Source organism: Albibacterium sp. (genome assembly GCF_035514885.1).
In the GTDB taxonomy this organism is placed as follows: Bacteria; Bacteroidota; Bacteroidia; order Sphingobacteriales; family Sphingobacteriaceae; genus Albibacterium.
In genome coordinates this window covers 77,893-104,139 of record NZ_DATJCH010000024.1, presented here as the reverse complement: position 1 = coordinate 104,139, position 26,247 = coordinate 77,893, and the positions used below count along the sequence as shown (strand labels likewise).

Annotated in this window: 15 protein-coding genes; 11 read left to right on the top strand and 4 right to left on the bottom strand. The window is 35.9% G+C overall.

Annotated features, from left to right (window positions below):
• Positions 1 to 63 precede the first annotated feature (63 nt).
• Positions 64 to 2,112, top strand: a complete 2,049-nt coding sequence (locus VL047_RS11530; protein ID WP_325360708.1) for a dipeptidyl-peptidase 3 family protein — start codon at positions 64 to 66, stop codon at positions 2,110 to 2,112.
• 60 nt (positions 2,113 to 2,172) lie between these two features.
• Here the strand turns inward: VL047_RS11530 and VL047_RS11525 are convergent, their stop codons facing one another.
• Positions 2,173 to 4,560: a TonB-dependent receptor gene (locus VL047_RS11525; protein ID WP_325360706.1), complete on the bottom strand. Its 2,388-nt coding sequence runs from the start codon at positions 4,558 to 4,560 to the stop codon at positions 2,173 to 2,175.
• A gap of 172 nt (positions 4,561 to 4,732) precedes the next feature.
• Between VL047_RS11525 and xseA the strand changes: the two genes are divergently transcribed.
• Positions 4,733 to 6,001 (top strand): exodeoxyribonuclease VII large subunit, encoded by a 1,269-nt coding sequence (xseA, locus tag VL047_RS11520; RefSeq protein ID WP_325360704.1) that lies wholly within the window; start codon positions 4,733 to 4,735, stop codon positions 5,999 to 6,001.
• The gene (gene xseB, locus VL047_RS11515) at positions 5,991 to 6,188 is read left to right on the top strand and encodes an exodeoxyribonuclease VII small subunit (protein WP_325360702.1); all 198 of its coding nucleotides are present in this window, start codon (positions 5,991 to 5,993) and stop codon (positions 6,186 to 6,188) included. Before xseA ends, xseB begins: the two co-directional genes overlap by 11 nt.
• Before the next feature lie 15 nt (positions 6,189 to 6,203).
• On the opposite strand, the gene VL047_RS11510 is transcribed toward xseB, so the two are convergent.
• Positions 6,204 to 7,331 (bottom strand): lactonase family protein, encoded by a 1,128-nt coding sequence (locus VL047_RS11510; RefSeq protein WP_325360700.1) that lies wholly within the window; start codon positions 7,329 to 7,331, stop codon positions 6,204 to 6,206.
• Between the two features lie 266 nt (positions 7,332 to 7,597).
• Between VL047_RS11510 and VL047_RS11505 the strand changes: the two genes are divergently transcribed.
• The gene (locus VL047_RS11505) at positions 7,598 to 10,006 is read left to right on the top strand and encodes a TonB-dependent receptor (protein ID WP_325360699.1); all 2,409 of its coding nucleotides are present in this window, start codon (positions 7,598 to 7,600) and stop codon (positions 10,004 to 10,006) included.
• 70 nt (positions 10,007 to 10,076) lie between these two features.
• On the opposite strand, the gene VL047_RS11500 is transcribed toward VL047_RS11505, so the two are convergent.
• Both VL047_RS11500 and VL047_RS11495 read right to left on the bottom strand, forming a co-directional pair.
• Positions 10,077 to 10,850: a universal stress protein gene (locus VL047_RS11500; RefSeq protein ID WP_325360697.1), complete on the bottom strand. Its 774-nt coding sequence runs from the start codon at positions 10,848 to 10,850 to the stop codon at positions 10,077 to 10,079.
• A 46-nt stretch (positions 10,851 to 10,896) separates the two neighbouring features.
• Positions 10,897 to 13,113, bottom strand: a complete 2,217-nt coding sequence (locus tag VL047_RS11495; RefSeq protein WP_325360695.1) for a DUF4954 family protein — start codon at positions 13,111 to 13,113, stop codon at positions 10,897 to 10,899.
• A 364-nt stretch (positions 13,114 to 13,477) separates the two neighbouring features.
• Between VL047_RS11495 and VL047_RS11490 the strand changes: the two genes are divergently transcribed.
• The 7 genes from VL047_RS11490 to VL047_RS11460 all read left to right on the top strand — a co-directional run bounded on the left by VL047_RS11490 (position 13,478) and on the right by VL047_RS11460 (position 26,236).
• The gene (locus tag VL047_RS11490) at positions 13,478 to 16,693 is read left to right on the top strand and encodes a TonB-dependent receptor (RefSeq protein ID WP_325360694.1); all 3,216 of its coding nucleotides are present in this window, start codon (positions 13,478 to 13,480) and stop codon (positions 16,691 to 16,693) included.
• A gap of 10 nt (positions 16,694 to 16,703) precedes the next feature.
• A complete protein-coding gene (locus tag VL047_RS11485) occupies positions 16,704 to 18,587 on the top strand; it encodes a RagB/SusD family nutrient uptake outer membrane protein (protein WP_325360692.1) in 1,884 nt (627 codons plus the stop codon).
• A 185-nt stretch (positions 18,588 to 18,772) separates the two neighbouring features.
• Positions 18,773 to 19,678 (top strand): alpha/beta hydrolase, encoded by a 906-nt coding sequence (locus tag VL047_RS11480; RefSeq protein ID WP_325360691.1) that lies wholly within the window; start codon positions 18,773 to 18,775, stop codon positions 19,676 to 19,678.
• A 68-nt stretch (positions 19,679 to 19,746) separates the two neighbouring features.
• Complete coding sequence (locus VL047_RS11475) at positions 19,747 to 21,132, top strand: mercuric reductase (RefSeq protein ID WP_325360689.1); 1,386 nt, start codon at positions 19,747 to 19,749, stop codon at positions 21,130 to 21,132.
• A 427-nt stretch (positions 21,133 to 21,559) separates the two neighbouring features.
• Positions 21,560 to 22,975, top strand: coding sequence for a glycoside hydrolase family 125 protein (locus VL047_RS11470; protein WP_325360687.1), 1,416 nt, complete (start codon positions 21,560 to 21,562; stop codon positions 22,973 to 22,975).
• A 40-nt stretch (positions 22,976 to 23,015) separates the two neighbouring features.
• Positions 23,016 to 23,900, top strand: a complete 885-nt coding sequence (locus tag VL047_RS11465) for an ROK family protein (protein ID WP_325360686.1) — start codon at positions 23,016 to 23,018, stop codon at positions 23,898 to 23,900.
• Positions 23,901 to 23,947: 47 nt separating this feature from the next.
• A complete protein-coding gene (locus VL047_RS11460) occupies positions 23,948 to 26,236 on the top strand; it encodes a GH92 family glycosyl hydrolase (protein ID WP_325360684.1) in 2,289 nt (762 codons plus the stop codon).
• Positions 26,237 to 26,247: the final 11 nt, after the last annotated feature.

The window sequence follows — 26,247 nt, the reverse complement described above, 5'->3', positions numbered from 1 at the left end:
TTTTAGTTTTGATTATTCTCTTGATTAAGTTAAATTATATACTTACCGTTTAATACATACATTATGATAAATAAACCCACTTTTGGAATAGTTTTACTTTCTGTAATGGTATTCTTTTCCGCTTGCAGAAGTACTCCAGACGCTGATACATCTATATCAGAAACTGGTCAACTTGAATCTTTTGCAGATTTACAAATTCTTAAATATGAAGTTCCCGGGTGGGATGATTTAGACCCTAAGCAGAAAGAGCTTGCCTATTATTTATATGAGGCAGCACTATCTGGTAGAGATATTATTTATGATCAACGCGGAAAGTATAATCTTCTTATCCGTAAAACTATTGAAGCTATCTGGGATAACCCGGCAACTGAAAAGTCAGGTAAAGAATGGGAAGCTTTTAGAACTTATGCGGGTCAGGTTTGGTTCAGCAATGGAATTTATCATCATTATTCTAATGATAAGTTTACTCCCGGATTTAATGAAGAATATTTTGTGTCATTATTAATGGCCGTAAATGAAGAAAATCTGCCTTTAGGAGAAGGAGAAGATATAGATCAATTTCTAACACGTATAAAACCGGTCATCTTCGATCCTAATTTTGCTCCTAAAATGGTTAACTTAAAAGAAGGTATCGATAATGTTGCTGGATCAGCGAATAACTTTTATGAAAATGTAAGCCAAAAAGAGGTAGAAGCATTTTATGCCACATTCCCTCAAAGTGACCATGAACCCGAATGGGGATTAAACAGTAAACTAACCAAGAAAGATGGAGCTCTAGTTGAGGAGGTTTGGAAATCTGGAGGCATGTACGGGACTGCTATCGACAAAGTTATTTATTGGTTAAAGAAAGCAGCTACCGTTGCTGAGAATGATAATCAGAAAAAATCACTTGATCTGTTAATTGAATATTACAAAACTGGAGATCTTAAGAAATGGGATGAATACAATATCTCATGGGTACAAGACACAGCTAGTGTAATTGATTTTGCTAACGGTTTTATAGAAGTTTATAATGATGCTTTAGGCATCAAAGGAAGTTTCGAAGGGGTATTATCTCTTCGCGATTTTGAGACAACCAAGCGAATTAAGGCTATTGCAGATGAAGCTCAATGGTTCGAGGATAATTCTCCTTTGGAAGCTGAGCATAAAAAGAAGGAAGTAAAAGGGATCAGTGCAAAAGCTATTACTGTTATTGTAGAATCTGGAGATGCTGCTCCAAGTACTCCAATTGGAATAAACCTTCCGAACTCCGATTGGATCAGGAAGGATTATGGCTCTAAGTCAGTTTCTCTAAGCAATATAGTTCACGCTTATAACGAAAGTAGTGCAAACAGCGGCTTTCTGGAAGAATTCGTTAAGGACCCGGCGGTAATTCATCGTATGAAAACTTATGGTAATCTGGCTAGTGATTTACATACCGATATGCACGAATGTATTGGTCATGCTTCCGGGCAGATTAATCCTGGCGTTGGAACACCAGATAAAACCTTAAAAACTTATGCTTCTACTCTAGAAGAAGCCCGCGCAGATCTTGTAGCACTTTATTATTTAATGGATAAAAAGCTTATTGATTTGGGAGTTATGGAAAGTTTAGAAGTTGGAAAAGCTGAATACGATAGCTATATGATGAATGGTTTAATGACCCAATTGACTCGTTTAAAAGCAGGTGATGATATTGAAGAGGCTCATATGAGAAACCGTGCGTTAAATGCTTATTGGGTATACGAGAAAGGAAAGAAAGATAACGTTGTTGAGTTTGTAAAGGAGAATGGAAAAACATATGTTCAGATTAATGACTATGAGAAATTACGTGAACTTTTTGGATCTCTATTAAATGAAATTCAACGTATTAAATCGGAGGGAGATTACGAGGCTGGTAAGAATCTGGTAGAGACATATGGTGTTAAAGTAGATTCAGCACTGCATAAAGAAGTTTTGAGTCGTTATGCAGATTTAAATCTTAAAGCTTATAAGGGGTTTGTTCAACCAAAGTTAGTTCCTGTTATTAAAGACGGAAAAATTACCGATGTTAAACTCGAATATGCAACATCGTTCTTTGAGCAAATGATTGAATACGGAAAGAATTATTCTTTTCTGCCTGTGATCAATTAATATTGGATTCTCAACAAAAAAAGGCCTGCTTTAATTAAGCAGGCCTTTTTTTGTTTGCTTTTAGAATCTGTATCCAATAGTAGTAACAAATTGTGTTGGTGGAATTGGATTAACACTATAGTTCTCGTGAACGTAATAATTTAGTTCATTCGTTATGTTAGATACTTTAGCCAATAAGGAGATTTTTTTAAAGTTGTAACCGGCTGAAAGGTCAATGGTAGTAAACCCACCTACAGGAATTAAACGAGAACCTGGTTGAGATTGCTCAACTGTATTATTCCAGCCAGCCATGCGTTTACCAGTATAGAATATTGAAGTTCCTAACTTTAGTCCTCGAACCTTTCCTTCACTAAAGGTATAGAATAAAGTACCATTAGCTGTGTGTGCAGTATTACCAACTAGGCGTTCTCCTTCAATGTTGCTTCCTTTTGTGCCAGGGGTTTTGGTATAGCGCATGAAGTTATAACTATAACCAGCAAGGAAATTTAATCCTTGAGCGATCGTTCCGGAAAGATCGATTTCAAGACCATCACTTGTAGTTTCCCCTGCAAATTCTTTGGCACCTATAACTACCGGGTTCAAAACAGCTTGTGCAAAATCATGGTTGATGATTTTATATAAAGAAACATTAGCGGTAATTCTTCCATTAAGAAGATCATTCTTAACACCTATTTCGTATTGATCGATTATGGAAGCCTTTAAGTTATCTCCATTGATATCTACACCTCTATTTGGTGAGAAGTTATTGGAGTAGCTTGCAAATAAAGAGGTTGTTTTTATAGGTTGATAAACGATACCTACTCTTGGAGAGAAAGCACGTTCATATTTTCCACGATCCGTTTCAGATGACTTAGTTTCTCCGCTTGCATGTGTGTAAATTTCCGGAACACCAACACCTTGATAAGAGTAACGTACTCCGGCTAGCACTTTGAATTTCTCAGTTAATGAAACTAAATCTTGTATATAAAAACCAATTCTGTCTGTTGGTGTCCTAGTATTTCCTGTAATATGAGTAACAGGCATATCTACGCGGGCAGTATATTTAGTTGGATCCAACAGGTTGATCCTATCGTATATATCGCTGGTTGATAAGTCGAATGCGTTAGTTTGGTTCATGTACCTGTCTCCATCTATACCAACTAGTAAAGTATGTTCGATCGTTCCTGTATTGAAATTACCATTCAAATTAACCTGAGCTGTATAATAATCTTCGGCAGTTTTAGATCGATTTATTTTACGATCCCAGTCACCATTTTCTAATGCTTGAATTCTTTCCGTCGAGAAATAATCTCTGTTGAATGACTGAAATGAACCTATAAAGTTCAGTTTCCATGTGCTATTAAATTGATGGTTCAATTCAGCTGATGCTGTTGCTTGTTTCCCTTCATTAAAAGCCCAAGGAGTATTAAAGTAACTTGAGCGGGAAATATTAGTTGGTATTTTCCCAGCTAATGACCCAATTCCAAAATCTGGGTCCATTTTATAATCTAAATAGTCTCCTTGAATTAAAAGGCTTGTTCTTTCACTAATGTTATATAAAAGAGAAGGATTTACATAATATCTGTTTGAGTTAACAGTGCTTCTAAAATTACCAGCAGTTTCGTAGGTTCCTATAACCCTAAAAGCAATGTCTTCAGTGATTGGTCCATAGATGTCAGCGGTTGGTTTGTAAAGATCATAGCTTCCTGTTCTGAAGGTAATTTCCCCACCATTCTCGAACTTAGGTTTTTTAGTGATCATGTTAATGATAGCACCTCCACTAACGTTTCCATAGAGTAAAGCTGCACTCCCTTTTAATACTTCAATGCTTTCAAGCGTGCTCGCTTCGGGAAGCGATCCTGAGTTTGATCTTGAGCCATTTTTGATATAGTTATTGGCTCCTAAACTATATCCACGGGCAAAAAAGTTTTCACCGGTTGTACCTCTGGTCGTTCCTAAGGCGATACCATTTACGTTTTTTAATACGTCGCTTAAACGATTAGCCTGCTGGTCTCTAATCACTTCACTGCTAATAATTGCAACACTTTGAGGTAAATCAAGTGGATTGATTGCAATCTTTCCTGAGCTAACAGGTTTTAGATTGGCCGATCTGTATGTAGAGATTACTACTTCATCTAATTGAGCCGAATTCTCAGAAAGTGTAAACTGAACAACTGGAGCCTTTCCTGCGATGACTGAGACTTTTTGAGTCTGGATCTGAAGACCAACATACGAAGTCTTAAGTGTATATTCGCCATCTTCTAAATTGTTGAAAGTGAAAGAACCATCTTCGTCAGATATTGTTTTTTTGCTATTCTCAACTATTTGAATACTTACAAAAGGTGCAGGTTTACCATCATTTGCAGAGATTTTACCATTAATAGTTCCAGTAACTGCTATTTGAGCAATCGCATTTGAACATGAAAATGCCAATGCAATGAGGATAAAATATTGATATATTTTTTTCATTGTTTTTATTTAGATTGATTCTAGATTCGGGCAAATGTAATATCTTTAATTTGAGATTTGGTAATTTTTTTAGATTAATTTTGATATTATAATGAGCATTATATAGAAAACCAATATTTACTTTAAATAGCTCCTTAATGAATATCGTATATTTGAATAAGAATTAATCCGCATGTCAGAACCTTCAACAAAGAAAATATTTACACTTTCTCAAGTAGCTGGAAGTATTAAAAAAACTTTGTTTGAGAGATATACGAGCAGCTTCTGGGTAAAAGCAGAAATGAATAAGTTAAACCATTATTCACATTCAGGACATTGTTATCCGGATCTAGTCGAAAAGAATGGAGGAAAAATTATTGCTGAAATGCGTTCCGTTCTGTGGAAAGGCGATTTTCAATTTATCAACCAACGTTTTATAGATGTTCTTCAAGAACCTTTAAAGGATGGAATAGATGTATTAATGTTGGTGAGTATAACATTTGATGCTGTTTATGGCGTAAGTTTAAGAATTTTGGATATTGATCCTTCCTTTTCTCTGGGAGAGCTTACAAAGGAAAAGCAAGAATCAATTAATCGCTTGGTAAAAGAGAAAATTTTTGACCTTAATAAGGAGCTAATTTTTCCACTACTACCAAAAAGGTTGGCGATTATTTCTGTAGAAACTAGCAAAGGTTTGGCCGATTTTCTCAAGATTATAGAGAACAATATTTGGAATTATAAATTCGAATATCAATTGTTTCCAGCACTTCTTCAAGGAGATAAAGCCCCTGCTTCTATTCTTTCTCAATTAAAGAGTATTCGTGAGAACTACTCTAATTTTGATGCTGTTGCCTTGATTCGTGGTGGAGGTGGTGATATTGGGCTAACCTGTTATAATAATTATTTATTGGCAAGCGAATTGGCACAATTTCCATTACCCATTTTAACAGGAATAGGCCACGCCACGAACGAAACTGTAAGTGAAATGGTTGCATTTAAAAATGCTATTACTCCAAGTGAGTTAGCCGATTTCCTTATACAATGTTTCCATCAATTTGCTGTTCCGGTTTTAGAAGCGGAAGATTTCTTAGGCAAAAAAGTTCCATCTCTCATTCAAGAAAAAAAGAGAGACGTATATCAGCTTAGTCGCCAATTCCAACTAGCATCACAAAATGCGTTACGAACACAGAATGCAGAAATAACTATGCTCAAAAATGCGATTAAGATATTAGCCAGGCAGCATTTAAGTATTGAAGAAAATGCATTGAAATCTATAGAACAGCAAATAAATCTTTTACATCCTAATAATGTATTGAGGCGTGGTTTTAGTATTAGCTATCAGAATGGTAAATTGGTTAAAGATATTGGTAGTATTAATGAGGATGAGGAGTTGATCACTTTATTTTACGATGGTGAAGTAAAAAGCATAATAAAAGCAATAAAGAAAAATAATGATGGATAAAATTACTTATAATGATGCTTTCGAAGAACTTAAAGCTTTAATTTCAGATCTTGAGCATGGAGAAATTACAGTTGACGAGTTAGGGGCTAAAGTTAAGCGCGCTGCTATCTTGATAGAACTTTGCAAAAAGAAATTAACAGCCTCAGAGGAGGAAGTTAATAAAGTTATTGCATCTATGGAAGATTAGAGAATTGGTTGCTTACTAATAAACAAATTTTAGACATACCGGTCGGTCTATTTTGAGACTGATATCTGTTGGAGTTAATAGACCTGTTTTTTGATTGCGACTAAACACAATAATATTGTTTGTGTCTTGATTTGCAACTAAAAGAAAATTACCTGTTGGGTCGATCACAAAGTTTCTAGGTATTCTGCCCATGGACGACTGTCTTCCAACAAAAGTTAAATTTCCTGTATTTTCATCAATATTATAGATAACTATTTCGTTAATATCAATCCTATTAGATCCATAAAGGAATTTGCCATCAGGAGAAATATGAATATCTGCAGCTCCAAATTTTCCTTTAAAATCGGGAGGTAAAATTGATACGGTTTGTTTTGGACTGAGCTTTCCAGCATGATAGTCAAAACTGGTAATTCCTCCATCCAGTTCCTGAATTACATAAGCATATTTTCCATTAGGATGAAATACGAAATGTCTTGGACCACTACCTGGAGCTAAATTGACAAACTCAGGTTCTGCAGGAGTTAAAGGTTTTGAGCTTGCTTTTGAATCGAAATGGTATACACCAATCTTGTCGATACCAAGGTTCGGTGCAAATAAATAATTGTTATCCGGTGACATTACCACGGAATGCATTCTAGAAGCTCCTTCCTTACCGTCGATTATATTTCCTTTATTATATATTTCCTGAACAGAAGAACCCAAAGAACCATCTTTCATTAAAGGAACAGCTGCTAAACTTCCGCTACCATAGTTAGCAGTAAAAACGTAACTACCTGTTTTATCAACTGAAACATAACAGGGTCCCTGGCCACCTGCTGATTCTTTATTTGTAAATGTTAGTTTGCCTGTTGACGAATCATATTTGTAGGCATACACCTGACTTTCCCCTCCGGATTCAGATATAGCGTATATGTTTTTATGATCTGGAGAAATTGCTATATACGATGGATTATCAATGCCTTTTACCTCGTTTTTATATTCTAGCGTACCCGTCTCACTATCAAAAGTGTAAACATAAATACCTTCACTTGTGGATGTTCCATTTGTATAGGTCCCGATTAATAAATCAAATTTATCTTGGGCTTTACTTTTGCAAAATATACATAAGCAACAAATTAATAAAGAGGTCTTAAGAAAGTTCATATGATATCACTCAACGTTATCCAAATATAACATTTAAAATTTCTATTCTATTTCGAATTAAATTATTTTTTACTCCAGCAAATAGTTTATTTATAATTAGTTTAAATAAATATTGCATTTATATGATACGTTCTTTACATTTGCGGCACTTATTTATAATCATTATAAACAACATACTTATGTTCATATTTAACTTTAAATGTAAGGTTCTACTCGGTATGATAATGCTCACTTTGTTTTCAAGTCTATTAAAGGCTCAAATGATAATGGAAAGTGACAATTTACAAAGACCTGGATCCATTTCGGGGATTATTATTTCAGAGCTAGAAGAACCATTGAGCCGCATCAGCATTAGATTAGAAGAAACCCAAGCGGGTACAGTTACTGATAACGAAGGAAAGTTTGATATAAGAAACCTCCCCGCAGGTAATTACACAATCACTGCTAGTGGTATAGGCTATACCGCATCTAAAAAGAATGTTAGAGTTCATACTGGAGAAATTACTACGATTAATCTTCAGTTAAACAAGGAAACACAGTCCTTAAGTGAGGTGGTAATCATGGGAAATGCCAATAGGTTTTCTAAGAAGGAAAGCGATTACGTTTCTAAAATGCCTCTTCTAAATCTTGAGAATCCGCAGGTCTACAGTACGATTTCTAAAGAACTTATAACTGAACAACTGATATTCACAGTAGATGATGCTATACGGAATACCCCCGGTGTTCAGAAAATGTGGGAAGCAACTGGAAGAAGTGGCGATGGAGGAAGCTATTATAATTCACGTGGTTTTATTACACAAAGCTCTCTTAGAAATGGTATTCTAGGTTTTGTGTCAAGTACCGTTGATGCGGTAAATTTAGAACGATTGGAAATTATCAAAGGCCCGTCTGCGACCTTATTTGGTAGTTCACTCACTTCTTATGGAGGGGCGATCAATCGGGTTACTAAAAAGCCTTTTCAAGAGTACCAATCAGAAATATCTATCGCTGGTAGCGACAATAATTTTCATAGAGTAAGTGCAGACATAAATGCACCTTTATCAAATGATAATAAATTATTATTTCGTTTGAACACGGCCTATAATTATGATGGTAGTTTTCAAAACGTTGGTTTTCAGAAAAGTTTTGCAGTTGCCCCAAGTCTATTGTATCAACCAAACGACCGCCTATCGATTAGCTTGGATGCCGAGTTGGCATACGCTAAAAGTACAGGTAAGCAAATGCTATTTTTCTATTTCCCAGCAAACGAGCTAGGTGTACATAATGCAAAAGACTTAAACTTGGAATATAAGGAATCGTACATAGGTAACGGACTTGAACAGAAATCTAGGAGCACTAATTTTTACGGTCAGATAAATTACAAGATTTCGGATAATTTCACAGCCTCAACAAACTTTACATCCGGTCGTAATTCTTCAGAAGGTTTTGGTTCATACTTTTATTTAATGCCTAATAATGTTGTTACTGGAAATGCGGCGGATGCCGGTACCAGAAGTAATTATATAACCAGAGCAGATCAATCTACAGATGACAGTAAAGCAAATGCATTTGAAATTCAACAAAATTTTAATGGTGATTTTATGATTGGCAAATTAAGAAATCGTATTGTCTTAGGCCTTGACTTTTATTCTACGAATTCCGATTTGAATTTCTTTGGAAGTGTATATGATACTGTACCATTGGATCCGAATTTCGATTATAGCTCATTTAATGGTAAGAATCTGAGTCAGAAATATGCTGCGGGTGAAATAGACTTTACGTGGCCCGATATTAAAAAAACAAAAACATATAGTGCGTTTGTTTCCGATGTATTAGATATTACGGAAAACCTGAGCATATTAGCAGCCTTAAGAGCCGACAAATTTGAAAATGAAGGTGGTGTTACAGGAACTGATGCCATTGATGGATATTCACAAAATGCTCTTTCGCCAAAATTTGGAATAGTTTTTCAACCGGTTAAAAACAGAGTATCTCTTTTTGCAAACTATCAAAATAGCTTCACCAATCTAGGAGCCTATCAATTTTATGATGTTAATGCTCCTAACAGCCTTTCTCAAAAAATTGCAGACCTAGAGCATGCTAACCAAATAGAAGGTGGAGTGAAAATTAATGTATGGCAAGGTAGGTTATTAACTACTGTCAGCTATTATAATATTTTAGTTGATAATATTTTACGTGCTGATCCAAACCCTGATGCAGCTCAACTATCTGCACAAATACAAGATGGAAGTCAGCGTAGCAAGGGAATCGAGGTTGATTTAATTGCTAATCCATATCAGGGGTTAAATGTTGTAGCTGGCTTCTCTTACAACGATTCTAAATTTGAAAAGTCAGATGCTGATGTGCTTGGACGTCGTCCAACTACAGCATCATCTCCTTACCAGGCTAATCTTTGGTTAAGCTATCGTTTCCCAGAAAATATTGCCAAAGGTTTGGGTATTGGTGTCGGCGGAAATTATGCTAGCGATAATAAAATTCTTAACAGTGTTTATTATGGTGAGTTCATATTACCAGCTTATACCATTTTCAATGCATCAGCTTTTTATGATTATAAAAAAGTAAGGGTAGGTGTTAAAGTAGACAATTTAACAAATCAAAAATACTGGATTGGATATACAACTGCTAATCCTCAGAAATTAAGAAGTATGGTAGCAAGTCTGTCTTTTAAATTTTAAATTGTACACTGATTCAAATTACATGAATAATAGGAACTGTGATTCATATAGAATTTATAGTTCCTGTTTTTTAAGGTTTTACAAACAATATTGATATGTGAGGCTTTAAAGCAATTGCTTTAAGAAGATCTCTGTTAAATAAGCTTTTAAAGAATCTTTTTCCGTTATTAGTAATAATTAATAGGTCAATCTGTTCCTCTTCCAGCATATTGTTAACAACAGAAAGAATAGAAGAGCCAATTCCAATTTTATGATCAATATTCTTTAATCCGGTTTTGACTTTCATTAATTCTTTCCAGCTACCTATAATAGTTTCTTCATCTTCGTTCTCATTTTCGCGAACATGTAATAATGTTAAATTAGAAATTACTGGTAATACAGCAATTGATTTTCTCATAACATCAATTTCAAAGTTTTTATAATTACTTAAGATACCGATTTTATTGATTGAATAAAAATTGTTACTTTTTGGAACAGCAAGAACAGGAATATTAAAATGATTAACTACGTTGAGCGTATTACTGCCCACTATTACGTATTTCAAACCAGAGGCACCTTTGGTGCCCATAACAATTAGCTTTGGTGGATATTTTCGTGCAATTTGCGAAATCACTTCATTCAAATTGCCCTTCTTGTAAATTGTGAGATAGTCAATTTCAGGAAACTCAGTAACTAATTGTTTTAATAGGCCGCTCATTTGTTCTTTAATAGCTTTTTCTCCTTCTTTAAAAGCATGTATAATAATTAACTTACAATTTGACTCTATTGCTAGATTGGCGGCATATTGAATGGCTACCCATGCATTTATAGAAAAATCTGTCGGTATAAAAATAACTTTACCCATATTTCACCTCTTTAAAGTATAAGATAGTGAATATTTATTATAATAGTTAGTTATTTATTTTCTTTGCAAAGGCATTTAAATTCTTATTAAAAACTTTCAGCTCAGCCTTCTGGTTTTTTATAAACACATTATCTTCAAACTTACCTAATACTTCGTCTAATTCCTCCTGTGTATCATACATCATTTTACGGAAAGGATTGGTATAATCTTTCTTGCGAGAAGCCTCGATAGAATCTACCATCCATAGCTTGGTATCTTTTATTTCTTTGATCCATTCAGTGAAAAGCTTCTTGTTAAGATCTGAAACAGATATTCCTTCTATTTCTAATAAAGAAGTAATGGCATGCAAAGTCTTTTTTCCTTCATATCTTTCGCCCTCTTCTACATAATATTCGTGGATACCATCCCACGATTGTATTTTATTCGATCGGATATCCTTTCTTAGTTCGAGTACATCCTCTTCAGGAATCAATTGTCCGCCAACATTCAGCCATTCTGTTCTTTCTAGCCTTTTACTAGACAGATCAATACTGAGCTTCTTGATAGAATACTCATTATGCTCGGTTGCATAAGCCATTAAATGTGTAATCCCATAGAAACGAATCATTGAATGGAAAAGGTCATAAGCACGCTGAATCTTGATGATTTTAACCTTTCGTTTCGCATTCTCTAAACCGGGCGCAGTTACTTCTAATTCATTAATGATAGCATCCTTTTCAGTCAACAACTTTTTACCAATAGCCGCATATTTCTCTTCGGTCAAAATATGACCCTTGTCGAATTTTTCATTATAAGCTTTCCCTACCAATGTTTCGAAAAGTGCGATTGACGAAAACATTTCATTGACTGTGTCTGGTGCCAAATATTCATATTCAATATGCTGTATCTTCTCATATCTTTTATCCCGGTCCTTGTATTTAAACGTATTTCTTTGAAGAGCATACATATTGTACATAAACCAATATCCAGGCATAACTACCAATGAATTATGCTCCTCATCAATACTTATCAGGGAAAATGGAATAGGGATATTCAACTCATAATCATAATCTCCTTTAGCTAAAATGGTGAAGTTAGCGAATTTTGAATTATGCTTCATACTTACACATAACCCAGGCCAGAAGCCTCTGCCTGCAATAACTTCTCCATCAGCCCCTCTTGAATTATGATTAGAACCAATAGTAGCACCGGCCGGGATATTGCTTTGCCCTAAAATCAATGCCGCACATAAAAATGAGTTGTTGTGATGCTGTTCATGAGCAGAAAAGATCAAAGAATTTAATACTTCACAGCAGGAGATGGTTGTATTGCTTCCTAAATAAGAGTTGATTAAACGAGCCCCATATTTTAATTGTGAATTAGATGCTATTACAAAACGAACAGCTTTTACACCGTAAAAAATGCGACATCCGAAATCAATAATACCGTTTACAAGCTCACAGCCTTCGCCGATTTGCGTTCTTCCTTCCGCACTTGATTTAATAGTTAAATTCTTTAATTTATTAGCACCCTTTATATAGGCATCAGAACCAATCCATACGTCATTTAAGATATTTGTACTCTTAATAATCGTTCTATCTCCCACTTTACCATAATAGCCGGGTTCAGTTTTATATTCTGTTTCAGTAAACTTTACGAAATTATCCAACAAAGCTTTATCATCTCTGTATTTACTCCACATCCACGCATCACCCGGAAGCATCCCGTTAAATGGAATTACTTTTCTACCACCGTTTTCATTACAGATTTCTAGCCATATTCTGGTTGATTCATTTTCACCGTCTTTAATAATCCCATTTCCAAACTTCGCATTGGCAGTGGTTTTCATTTCGTCGACTTGTACAATTACCACTTCATTGCCGATAATATAATGCGACATGTAGTTCACATGATCGATAGCAACATTATCACCGAAATCCGAACTTATTATCGTTGAATTATATAAACCAACTGGAACTTTAAAATCATTATACTCCAAAAAGTAAGGCTCTAACTTTCCAATCCGGATCAATCCGTAGAATTTACATGCTTTTACCAATTCTGGATTGAATGCATCTGATACCAAAATATTATTCCAGTTATCAGTAGTATTTCCATTCTTAACCAGTACTTCTATTTCAAATGCAGATAAATTCCGATATATAATACCACTTCTATTCTGAATATTCCTAAGATGATATTCGTCCTTCCCTTTGGGGATATGTTTTTTGGTTATAAAATCATATCCTAAATTCGACAGAGGTATTTTCTTTATTTGATTCATTTGATGTTTGAGATAAGGTCTATTTACAATAGACTTTTAATTCGAAATCTAAGATATTATTGATTGCGAATTTACAAAAACAGATCAAAGAAAAAAACCATACAGAATCATCCAAGAATAGAGCAAACTTTTAGGGAAGGAATTATAATTGATCTCAATTCATTTTTTTGTTGCATCTTAATTTCTCAATAGTTAGATTTACAATGCCATGTGATAAAAAAATTATGATAATCGTCACATCAATGCGAGAATACAGTTATTACATATAATGTAATAACGAAATATTCAATAAATAGTTTTCTCTAGGATAAATTTTTTACCTGATTACCTAAATAAATATCATTTAAACTTTAACCCAAGCACTATGAATTCAGAACACATTACTAAAACGTTTTTGTGGCCAATGCTCATACTTGCATTGGTTGCTTCACCAACCATTGGTTTTGCGGAAGAGCCAATCGGTTACACAACAGAGGTCAGCAATCTCAAACAAGATGAAATTACCGTTACTGGTCGAGTAAACTCAATGACTGGTAACGAAGGACTTCCCGGGGTCTCAATCATCATCAAAGGAACACAACAGGGCACTAGTACTGATGGTGATGGAAAATTTATTATTGAAGGTGTGCCTGCAAATGCAACACTGGTCTTTTCAATGATAGGTTATAAATCTCATGAAGAAGTAGTAAACAACAGGACCTCGGTTTCCATTGTCTTACAAGACGATTTGTCAAGCTTAGATGAGGTTGTCGTTGTAGGTTATGGTACACAGAAAAAGGAAACCATTACGGGGTCTGTAACGACAGTTAAAAGTGCAGATCTGGTTAAATCGCCAGCTCTTAACGTTTCTAATTCATTGGCTGGAAGATTACCCGGTGTAATTGCTACTCAAGGTAGTGCAGAACCAGGTTATGATGGCTCGACAGTTCGAATAAGAGGTACTAACACTTTGGGAGACAGTAGTCCGCTTATTGTAGTAGATGGAATTCCTGCCCGTCAAGGTGGTTTTGAACGCATAAATCCAGCAGATATTGATAATATTTCAGTACTGAAAGATGCAGCGGCAGCCATTTATGGAGCGAGAGCAGCCAATGGAGTCATCTTAATCACTACAAAACGTGGTAAGATTGGAAAACCATCTTTATCGTATACTTTTAATCAAGGTTTTTCGCAACCAACGTTTATTCCGAAGTTAGCGGATGCATCTCAATATGCAGAAATGCGTAACGAGCTGGAACTGTTTAAACTTCCTGTTTCTGAGTGGGAAGCTGCCAATACAGCTTTTAAGAATAATGGTTCTTACGATCGCAAAAATGGCTCCACATTAACCGCCCCATTTTCACCTGAAGACTTTCAGTTGTTTAAAGACGGCTCTGATCCTTGGTTTCATCCAAATACAGACTGGTATGATGCAGCCTTGAAAGACTACTCGCCACAAACTCAACACAATCTTCAATTAACAGGTGGATCAGAGAATTTTCAATACCTAACATCAATAGGTTACCAAAATCAGGATGCCTTTTATAAAAACTCTGCTACCAATTACAAACAATACGATCTTCGTATAAACTTAGATGCAAAAATTAACGATTATATAAGTACTAAAATAGGAGTTCTTGGAAGACAAGAAGATCGGAATTTTCCGACAAAAAGTGCCGGAACAATTTTTAGAATGCTAATGCGGGGAAACCCAACACAGCCTGCTTTCTGGCCTAACGGGTTGCCCGGTCCTGATATTGAATACGGAGAAAATCCAGTTGTTATAACAACGGATCAAACCGGATACAATAAAGATAAACGATACTACTTTCAAACAAACGGAGAAATTAATATTTCTATTCCGGGCGTAGAGGGATTGAAGTTTACTGGTACTGCTGCCGCAGATAAATACATTAGACAAACCAAACAATGGCAAATTCCATGGTATCTTTATACATGGCAGGGCGATTATGAAACTGATGGCACACCAAAATTAGTGGCCGGAAAAAGAGGACCTTATGCCGATCCTGCTTTAAGCCAGGGAAATGAAGATCAGCTGAATATTTTATTAGGAGCAGTAGTAAACTACGATAAAAGTTTTGGTGACCACCAATTTAATGTTTTAGCCGGTGTTAACCGTGAAACAATAAGAAATGACAATTTTAATGCCTTTAGAAAATACTTTATTTCTGGGGCTATTGATGAATTGTTTGCAGGTGGAGATAGTGAAAAGAATAATGGTGGTAGTGCTTGGGAGCGAGCCAGGTTAAATTACTTCGGGCGTATTAACTATAATTACAAAGAGAAATATATTGCAGAATTTTTATGGCGTTATGACGGTTCTTATATGTTTCCCGAAAACAGCCGTTACGGATTTTTCCCAGGTGCATTAGCTGCATGGCGTATTTCAGAAGAGGATTTCTGGAAGGAAAACGTTCCGGTTGTAAATTATTTAAAACTTAGGGCTTCTTACGGACAAATGGGTAATGATAATATCTATTATAATAACTCTCTACAAGAGTATCAATACTTTTCTACCTACGGTTTTGGAAGTTATATTGTAGATGGAAACGTTGTAAAATCACTCTATGAGAGCCGTGTGCCTAATACATTTATTACATGGGAGGTTGCAAATAATTATAATTTAGGTTTAGATGGACAGTTGTTCGATGGAAGAATCAACTTCGAGTTTGATGTCTTTATGAATAAACGGACCAATATTCTATGGCAAAGAAATGCATCAATTCCACAGAGTACAGGTATGACCCTTCCGGCAGAAAACATAGGTAAGGTTAATAATAAAGGATGGGAGTTCAATGTTGGCTATAATGGTGCTTCTGGCGACCTTAAATACAACGCCAGTATAAATGGTGGATATGCTAAAAACAAAATTATTTTCTGGGATGAATCACCAGGTGCACCTGAATGGCAACGTACTACTGGTAAAACAACCAATTCCGGAATGTACTATATCTACGATGGAATATTCAAAGATGAAAGTGACATCGCGGCCAATAATCTTGATTATAGTGATATAACTAACAACCTGCGTCCGGGAGATATGAAATATAAAGATTACGATGGTGACGGAGCAATAACACCAGACGATCGGGTGAGAAGAGACAGAAATACAACTCCTACTTTTCAGGGAGGTTTGAATATTGGCTTACAATATCGCAATTTTGATATGGCAATTCTTTTCCAGGGAGCTACCGGAGGAGAACTCATGGTGAGCTCGGCTGAGTCAGGTGCCATCGGAAATTATCTATTAGAGTTTTATGAAGATAGGTGGACTGTTGATAATCCAAGCAGCGAATTCCCACGTATAGCAGATAGAAGCGATCAGTATTATTCCAGTGGAAATACATATTGGCTTCAAAGCACTAATTATGTACGTCTAAAGAATCTTGAGATTGGATATACATTCCCAATCGAATTGATAAGAAAAGTAGGTGTGAGTAACTTGAGACTATATGCTAATGGTTTAAATCTCTTCACTATTAGTAATATAAAGGCTTATGACCCTGAATCAGTTAATCAAACCGGACAGTACTATCCACAAGCAAGGATTATCAACTTCGGAGCATCTATAAACTTTTAAAATTTTGATTATGAAAAACATACCAATAACCTTAAAATATATGGGCGTTTGCCTATCCTTGTTGTTCATTACATCATGCAAGGATGATTTTGTCAGTACCCGCCCTCTAGGAGAAGTATCAGAAGAAGTAACATGGAGTGATCCTGCATTAGCAGAAGCTTTCGTTTTGGATATTTACAATGGTCTTGGACAAGGAGGCTTAGATGAACAAATGCAAGCTTCTCTCACCGATGAAGCAATGTTTACACATCCGGGAAGAGGTATAAATACAATTACAGAATCTCGTTCTAATGCTGCTGACCAAGGTTGGATTAATGGAACCTATAGCTGGTCTGAGCTCTATAAAAGAATACGTGCAACGAACTTAGCAATTGTAAATCTTACAGAATCAAAGTTTGATGATACCAATAAGGCAAATAGTTTATTAGGCGAAGCTTATTTCTTGAGGGGCTATTATTATCAACAATTACTTCGTTTCTATGGAAGTATTCCATTAATCGATAAACCTTATGAACTGGGAGAAGAAGATTATACATTAGAAAGGAGCACCTATGAAGATTGTGTTAATTTCATTGTGAGCGATTGTGACAAAGCAGTGGAGTTATTGACCGGGGTTACCAATCCCGCAGGACGCGCAAATGCCATTGCTGCATTAGCTTTGAAAGCTCGGGTATTGACTTATGCAGCTAGTGACCTGCATGATGTTCCTACAGCTTCTTCAAAATCACCAACAATTGCTGCTTTTAGTAATAAAGAGTATTTAGGATATGTTTCAGGCGATCGTACAGAGCGTTGGCAAAAGGCAAAAGATGCTGCTTTCGCGGTTGTTAACCAAACAAATTATGGTTACAAAATGAATCTGTCTGCACCTGTGAGTCCGGCAGAAGGAACAGAAAATTATAAAACGCTTTCATTAGGCGGAGGAAGTAATGCTGTACCAGCCGATGGAGCTGTCGAGTTACTATTAGGACGCTTCTTCTCAGAACTAAAGGATGAGGGTGGAAATTATGTAGGACGGAATAATGGCCCGAATGGTTATCATAACTGGGCTGGTAATACCCCAATCCAGAATCTGGTAGATGATTATGAAATGGTAGATGGTTCTCAGTTTAGCTGGACTAACCCTGTCCACGCATCTGCTCCTTATCAAAATCGTGATCCACGTTTTTATGCTACTGTTTTATACGACGGAGCTGATTGGAAACCAAGAACAAATGATGTAAAAGGATTAGACCCCTTTAATCAGATTCAAACGGGGCAATATGAGGTAGTTAACTCTTCAGGCAGCATAACTGTTCAAGCTGGATTAGATACAAGAACCAGTAGTATAGAAGATTGGAATGGGACACAAACTGGATATTATTTCCGGAAATTTACGGACCCTGATCCAGCAATCATTGATCAGAATACCCGTCAAACGATTCCTTGGCCAGTACTAAAATATACAGAAGCAGTCTTGAATTATGTAGAGGCATGTATTGAACTCGGACAAGATGGTGAAGCCAGGAATTGGCTTAATAAAATTCGTTTCAGATCGGGCATGCCAGCTATCACAGAGTCTGGAGACGAGTTGAGACAAAGATATAGAAACGAACGTCGTATTGAGCTTGTTTATGAAGAGCATCGCTTTTTTGATGCCAGAAGATGGATGATTGCACCTAATACTATCGGTTCTAAAATCGGTCTTATCCGTATTGGAGCTACCTTAAAGGATGGAAAGAAAGTACAGGTATATCATTATGATCCTGAGAGTTATACGTATAAATACACACCTTCTGACCTTGATCCGGGAATTGAAAACCGTCAATGGCTTGATAAAATGTATTTTATGCCTATAAGCAGAGATGAGATAAATAGAAATACAAAATTAACTCAAAATCCGGGATACGAATAAGCATTTTAAGCTTAAAAAAGTAAATCCTAGGTAAAATTGAGTTGCAATCATATTTAGATAGGTTAATCATGTAAAAAAGGAGAGCCCGATAATGTATCGGGCTCTCCTTTTTTACATGATTTTTTTTCCAATTATGGGTTTTATAATGGACTTTATTTAAATTAGTAATATATAAATCTTAAATTATGAAAATAGGCCGCTGTACTATAGCCGTATTATCCATTGTCTTTTTATTATCAGCGTCCGCTTTTGCTCAAGTGGCAAATCCAGTAGCAGAACTCTTTCCGAAGGGAACAATTATTCATAATAATATAGCGTATAATAATGATACGCTGGAAAAGCATCTGCTAGACATATACATGCCGGCCAATACCACCGGTAAAGTTCCATTGATAATATGGATACATGGGGGTGCTTGGCAAACCAATAGTAAGTATTCGGATATGAGCTATATGGGAAATACGATAGCTGAGATAATTAACAGTGGTTATGCATTGGCTTCTATTGATTACCGTTATAGTACCCAAGCTGTCTTTCCTGCACAAATTCAGGATTGTAATAAAGCGATCGCCTTTTTAAATAGTCATGCCGATCAATACGGATTTGATAAGGATAAATTTGTATTGATGGGATTTTCTTCCGGAGGCCATCTAGCCTCTTTGTTGGGCTTATCGAATAATAATAAAGTAAAGGAATTCTATTTAGCGAATAAGATTACGCAATTTGGTATAAAAGCGGTAGTCGACTTTTATGGCCCTTCAGATCTGATTTCTTTTCCTGGAAGCGAAGATGCAGAGTCTTCTATAGCCGATCTTCTTGGAGCCGCACCGTTGTTCAGACCCGATTTAGCAAAAGCAGCAAGTCCGGTGACTTATGTTGATCAAAATGATCCTCCCTTTTTAATTATTCATGGTGAAAAAGATGACATGGTTCCACCTATTCAATCCAAGCTTCTAAGTTCGTGGCTAACATTAAATGGGGTGAAAAATGATGTGATTGTGGTTAAAGATGCTCCACATTATGGTAAAATGTTTGATGCGGAGATTGTAAGAGCCAAGGTAATGGCTTTCCTGAAAGATGAATTAGATTAAGAACTCGATTAATCTAAACTCTTATCTCTTTTACTTGTTAATCAAACAATACCATAAATTAACAAGGTATGAAACATTTCGATGCTATAATTATAGGAGCCGGACAAGCGGGTGTTCCATTAGCTAAAAAGCTAGCGGAAGAAGGAAAGAAAACTGCTCTTATTGAGAAAAACTTAATAGGTGGTACTTGTATTAATGTTGGTTGCACACCAACAAAGGCAATGATAGCTTCTGCCCGTGCTGCACATCACGCTAGAAATGCAAGTAAATTAGGAGTTGAGGTAAAAGGAGTTAAAGTTGATTTAAAGAAAATCAAAAAACGCAAAGATAAAATAGTCCAATCTTTCAGATCTGCGGCTCAAAAAGGGATTGAAGCAACAAAGAATCTTACACTTATTTTCGGAGAAGCAAAGTTTAGTAGCAAAAAAGAAATTTCTATAAAATTAGATTCAGGGGAAGAAGAACAGTTAAAAGCTGATTGGATATTTATCGATACAGGTGCTAAACCAAACATACCCGATATCAAGGGCTTGGAACATATTGATTATCTCACTTCTTCAACAATTCTTGACCTTGAGGCTGTACCCGAACATCTAGTTATTATTGGTGGGAATTATATTGGCCTTGAATTTGGGCAAATGTTCCGACGATTTGGCAGTAAAGTAACAATCCTCGAAAGATCATCTAGAATTATGAAAAAGGAGGATAAAGATATCGCTTTAGAATTAAGCAAAATATTAAAAGAAGAAGGTCTCGAAATCTTAACTGAAACGGAAACGGATGAGATCAGCAATCACAATAAACAGATTGTACTCCACATAAAATCTGGGGATAAAAGCAAGAAGTTGACATGCAGCCATCTTCTTATAGCTACAGGAAGGAATCCGCAAACTCAATTGTTAAACCTTGAACTTGCAGGAATCAAAACAGACAAGAAAGGGAATGTTTTAGTTAATAAGAGGCTTGAAACAAATGTTCCAGGAGTTTATGCATTGGGTGATGTTAAGGGCGGTCCTGCTTTTACTCACATTTCTTATAATGATTATACACTTGTTTATAGAAACTTAATGAAGGGTACAGATTATTCGACAGTCAACAGGCCCATTCCTTATTGTATGTTTACAGATCCACAACTTGGTCGAATTGGTATGTCAGAAGCAGAAGCTGAGGCGAAGGGCCTAAATTACAAAGTTGCTAAAATACCGATGTCACATGTAGCAAGGGGGATTGAAACAGGCGAAACTTCAGGTCTTATGAAGGCAATTGTCGATCTTGATTCGAAAAAAATACTCGGTGCTTCAATTCTAGCTTCGGAAGGGGGTGAAATCATGTCTGTACTTGAAATGGCAATGGAAGGAAACATCACGTATGACAGGCTCAAATTTTGTGTATTTGCACATCCCACCTATTCTGAATCTTTAAACAATCTTTTCATGGAGATTGAGGACCAGTAAATAACAAAGAACTACCTTGTTTGACATTTCAGTGATTATGATAGCATAAGTATCTGTTATTTCTACGCTATTTTGTACAAAATAGCGTAGATGAAACGGAGGAAAAGCGCTTGCACACTTCTAGAATGTAAAGCAAAGTACAAAGAGGTATATAACAAGGTAGGTCAAACAGCAAAAATTTATAAAATAATTATGTTTAATTATTTCTTTCTTTAAATAGTAATTCTTAGTTTAGTTTTACTAAACCGATTTACTAGACCGTGTCGCAAATATTTTCAATATTATTTAATTGCTAGCATCTATGAATTAGGCGGCTAAAAAGACTCTCGATGGCAGCAATTTTAGAGCAAGAAGTATTGTAGGAGGGTATATCATTACAATGTAGTTGATAAGTGGAATAAAGATAAATCTTTTAAAAAACTAAATTATGATACGAAGAACTTTTCTTAAGAACAGCGGCCTGCTTGGTGCGGGGATGCTTGCTTCCAACCTTTCTTTTGCTTCAGCGCCGGGTTTTCCGATAGTGCGTGTGGACGTTTCCAAAAGGCATTTTAGAAGTAGAGCTGTAGATGCAGTTATTCAAACATTCTACTCCGAAGTAAAGAATCCTGAACTTGCATGGCTTTTTGAAAATTGCTTTCCGAATACCTTGGATACAACTGTTTATTATTCAGAAAAAAATAATAAACCTGATACATACGTAATTACCGGAGATATCGACGCAATGTGGTTGCGTGACAGTTCTGCGCAGGTGTGGCCTTATTTACAGTTTGTGGATGAGGATATGCCTTTGAAGAATCTTATTAAAGGTGTAATTAATCATCAAACCAAATGTATTTTGAAAGATCCTTATGCGAATGCCTTTTATGATGATGAAACAAAAGTTGGTGAGTGGAAAACCGATAAAACAAAAATGCTGCCGGGTGTTCATGAGCGAAAATGGGAAATAGATTCGCTTTGTTATCCGATAAGGTTAGCGTACAATTATTACAAAAAAACAAACGACAAGGCCCCTTTTGATGAAAATTGGAAGAAAGCAATTCAAACGACGTTAAAAGTTTTCAGAGATCAACAAAGGAAAACAAACTTAGGGCCTTATAAATTTCAACGTGAAACTACCCAGCCTACCGATACTTTACCAATGGCAGGATTTGGATTTCCGGTTAATCCTGTAGGACTAATTTGTTCTGCTTTCAGACCTAGTGACGATGCGACCATCTTTCCTTTTTTGATTCCTTCTAATTTCTTTGCAGTTGTAAGTTTGAAACAAGCAGCCGAATTAATTAAAACTTTATATAATGACACGGCATTAGAAAGTGAACTTTTGGCTCTGGCAAAGGAGGTGGAAGTTGCAATACAGAAGCATGCTATTTTTAATCATCCTGAATACGGTAAAATTTATGCCTTCGAGATCGATGGTTTTGGAAGTTCATATTTAATGGATGATGCCAATGTGCCTAGTTTATTGAGCTTACCTTATCTTGATGCCATTTCTGTTGATGATGAAATCTATAAGAACACACGAAAATTCGTTTTATCACAGAATAACCCATATTTCTTTAAAGGTTCTGCTGGCGAGGGAGTTGGAGGCCCTCATATAGGTCAAGATATGATTTGGCCAATGAGTATTACGATGAGAGCCCTTACATCTAAAGATGATGAAGAAATTAGATGGTGTATTGAAACATTGAAAAATACACATGGGGGCACAGGTTTTATGCATGAAAGCTTTCATAAAGATGACCCTACAAACTTTACTCGAAAATGGTTTGCATGGTCAAATACCTTATTTGGAGAGTTGTTATGGAAAACATACCATGAAAAGCCAAAACTACTTTCTTAAAAAAGAATTAAAACAAACTTGAAAATAAAGAAATAACAGAATGGAGAAACCTATTGTATTAGGTGTAGATATTGGCGGTTCACATATAACAGCAGCTTTAGTGAATTTGAAAACAAGAGAGATACTTTCTTACTCATGTAAACGTATGTTTGTAAATTCTCAAGGGAGCGCAGAAGAAATCATTGCTCATTGGTGTGAAATAATTAATAACTCATTTAGTAGCATAGAAGGATCATACAAAAAGATTGGCATTGCAATGCCTGGTCCGTTTGATTATGAGAAAGGAATTTCTTTGATGCAGAATCAAGACAAATTTAATGCATTATATCAGTTGAATATTAAAGAAGAACTTGCTGTGCGTTTGGATATCCCTGCTGGAAATATCCGTTTTATAAATGATGCTGTCGGATTTTTGCAAGGAGAAGTGTTTAATGGTGCAGGGAGAAATTACAAAAGGGTTATAGGATTGACGTTGGGAACTGGTTTGGGATCAGCAATCTGTACCGATGGCATTACTGAGGATGCTGATTTATGGAAGTCAAGATTTAAAGAAGGGATTGCCGAAGATTATTTATCGAGCCGCTGGTTCTTAAAGCGCTATACTGAAATTACAGGAAAAACTGTAAAAGGGGTGAAAGAGTTGCTTCAGTTAACTAGTTCTGAATCCTATATAGAAGAGATGTTCTTAGAGTTTGCTAAAAACCTATTTATATTCCTCTCGCCATTGATAAAGAAATATGATACAGAAGTTGTAGTAATTGGTGGTAATATTTCGAATGCATTTAAGTTATTTTTACCAGAACTAACCAGTCTTTTAGAAGAAAATGAAATAAAAACTGTTATAAAAATTACATCTCTAAAAGAGGATGCTTCTTTAGTTGGTGCTGCGAGTTGCTGGGAGAGCTCTTCAATAAAAGTTATTTAAATTGTTAAAAGTGAAGCTAATCCTATATACCTAATAAAAATTAAGATATGATTAAGACAATAATTAGCGTATTACTTCTTTCTATTACGCTTAGTTCAACAGCACAAACTACGGATAATATTGTGGACCCAGTAGAGTGGGTTAACCCATTAATGGGTACACAGTCAAAGCCAAGTTTATCAAACGGAAATACGTATCCTGCGATTGGGGTTCCATGGGGGATGAATTTATGGACTCCTCAGACGGGTAAAATGGGAAATGGATGGGCATACCAGTACGATGCTGATAAAATCCGGGGATTCAAGCAAACTCATCAACCTTCTCCATGGATGAATGATTACGGACAATTTGCAATTATGGCAGTTACCGGTACCTTGAAATTTAAGGAAGACGATCGGGCCAGTTGGTTTAGTCACAAAGCTGAGGTTTCTAAGCCATATTACTATAGTGTTTATCTTGCAGATGCAGATGTAACTACTGAAATTACACCTACTGAACGTGCATCACAATTTAGGTTTACCTTTCCTGAATCAGATAGTTCTTTTGTCGTAATAGACGCTCTGGATAAAGGTTCGTATATAAAGATTATCCCTTCAGAGAATAAGGTTATCGGGTATAGTACAAAACATAGCAGCCAATTAATACCAAAGAATTTCAAGAATTACTTCGTTATTTATTTTGATAAAGCATTCTCACTTACGAATACTTTTGAGGGCGATAAACTAAGTTCAAGTTTAGAGATAACGAGTGATCATTCAGGGGCTGTCGTAGGTTTTAAAACGGTAAAGGGAGAAAAAGTGAATGCTAAAATAGCAACTTCTTTTATTAGCTTTGAACAGGCAGAACTAAATCTAAGGAGAGAGTTAGCGTCAGATAATTTTGAAACTACGAAAGCGAAGGCAAAAGCTTTATGGAATAAAGAGCTTGGTAAGATAGTAGTTGAGGGGGGGACTGAAGATCAGATTCGTACATTTTATTCCAGCTTGTATCGTACTTTGTTTTTTCCTAACAAATTGTACGAGATTAATGAAAAGGAGCAAATTGTACATTGGAGTCCTTATAACGGTGAAATTTTACCTGGTTATATGTTTGCAGGTACGGGTTTTTGGGATACTTTTAGAGCACTTTATCCGTTTTTAAACTTGGTTTACCCTTCCATTAATAAAGAAATGCAAGAAGGATTGGTGAATGATTATAAAGAAGGAGGTTGGCTTCCCGAGTGGAGTAGTCCGGGCTACGCTAATGTCATGATCGGGAATAATTCGGCCTCTGTAGTAGCAGATGCCTATATTAAAGGTTTGCGTGGGTATGATATAGAAACTTTGTGGGAGGCTTTGAAGCATGGAGCGAATAATGAAGGACCATTGACAGCTGTTGGTCGTGCTGGTGTAGAGTATTATAATTCTTTGGGATATGTACCCTATGATGTAAATATTAATGAAAATGCAGCGCGAACATTGGAATATGCTTACAACGATTTTACTATCTATCAGTTGGGAAAAGCACTCGGAAAGCCAGAAAGCGAGATTGCTATTTATGCTAAACGAAGTATGAATTATAAAAACCTTTTTGATAAGTCGACTAAGTTGATGCGTGGCAAGAATACAGACGGTTCTTTTCAATCTCCATTCAATCCTTTCAAATGGGGAGATGCATTTACAGAGGGCAATAGCTGGCACTATTCGTGGTCTGTATTCCATGATGTAGCTGGTTTAGTAGAACTAATGGGTGGCAGACAAGACTTTGTATCCATGTTAGATTCTGTATTTACTCTTCCTCCAGTTTTTGATGAATCTTATTATGGCAGTGTAATACATGAGATTCGTGAAATGCAGATTGCGAATATGGGCCAATACGCGCATGGTAATCAGCCAATACAACATATGATTTATTTGTATAATTATGCCGGAGAACCTTGGAAAGCACAATATTGGGCCAGGGAAACGATGGATAAGTTATATAGCGCCACGCCTGATGGTTATTGTGGTGATGAGGATAATGGACAAACTTCTGCCTGGTATGTGTTCTCTGCTATGGGTTTTTATCCGGTAACTCCTGGTGTCGATCAATATGTCTTAGGATCTCCTTTATTCAGAAAAGTAACGATTAGCCTTGAAAATGGTAAAAAGATAGTTGTTAATGCAGATAATAACGGCTCAGAAAACAGGTATGTACAGAGCTTAACATTAAATGGTAAAAATTACAGTAAAAACTGGATTAGTCATAGCGGTTTGCAAAGTGGCGCAGTTTTGAATTTTAAAATGTCTGATGAGCCCAATAAAGAACGAGGAACAGCGGCATCTGATTATCCTTATTCTTTTTCTACTAATAATTGAAATAAAACATT

Bases quoted from the DNA above. Each gene is read 5' to 3' on its own strand.
- VL047_RS11530 (WP_325360708.1), top strand. From the start codon at position 64: ATGATAAATAAACCCACTTTTGGAATAGTTTTACTTTCTGTAATGGTA.
- VL047_RS11525 (WP_325360706.1), bottom strand. From the start codon at position 4,560: ATGAAAAAAATATATCAATATTTTATCCTCATTGCATTGGCATTTTCA.
- xseA (WP_325360704.1), top strand. From the start codon at position 4,733: ATGTCAGAACCTTCAACAAAGAAAATATTTACACTTTCTCAAGTAGCT.
- xseB (WP_325360702.1), top strand. From the start codon at position 5,991: ATGATGGATAAAATTACTTATAATGATGCTTTCGAAGAACTTAAAGCT.
- VL047_RS11510 (WP_325360700.1), bottom strand. From the start codon at position 7,331: ATGAACTTTCTTAAGACCTCTTTATTAATTTGTTGCTTATGTATATTT.
- VL047_RS11505 (WP_325360699.1), top strand. From the start codon at position 7,598: ATGGAAAGTGACAATTTACAAAGACCTGGATCCATTTCGGGGATTATT.
- VL047_RS11500 (WP_325360697.1), bottom strand. From the start codon at position 10,850: ATGGGTAAAGTTATTTTTATACCGACAGATTTTTCTATAAATGCATGG.
- VL047_RS11495 (WP_325360695.1), bottom strand. From the start codon at position 13,113: ATGAATCAAATAAAGAAAATACCTCTGTCGAATTTAGGATATGATTTT.
- VL047_RS11490 (WP_325360694.1), top strand. From the start codon at position 13,478: ATGAATTCAGAACACATTACTAAAACGTTTTTGTGGCCAATGCTCATA.
- VL047_RS11485 (WP_325360692.1), top strand. From the start codon at position 16,704: ATGAAAAACATACCAATAACCTTAAAATATATGGGCGTTTGCCTATCC.
- VL047_RS11480 (WP_325360691.1), top strand. From the start codon at position 18,773: ATGAAAATAGGCCGCTGTACTATAGCCGTATTATCCATTGTCTTTTTA.
- VL047_RS11475 (WP_325360689.1), top strand. From the start codon at position 19,747: ATGAAACATTTCGATGCTATAATTATAGGAGCCGGACAAGCGGGTGTT.
- VL047_RS11470 (WP_325360687.1), top strand. From the start codon at position 21,560: ATGATACGAAGAACTTTTCTTAAGAACAGCGGCCTGCTTGGTGCGGGG.
- VL047_RS11465 (WP_325360686.1), top strand. From the start codon at position 23,016: ATGGAGAAACCTATTGTATTAGGTGTAGATATTGGCGGTTCACATATA.
- VL047_RS11460 (WP_325360684.1), top strand. From the start codon at position 23,948: ATGATTAAGACAATAATTAGCGTATTACTTCTTTCTATTACGCTTAGT.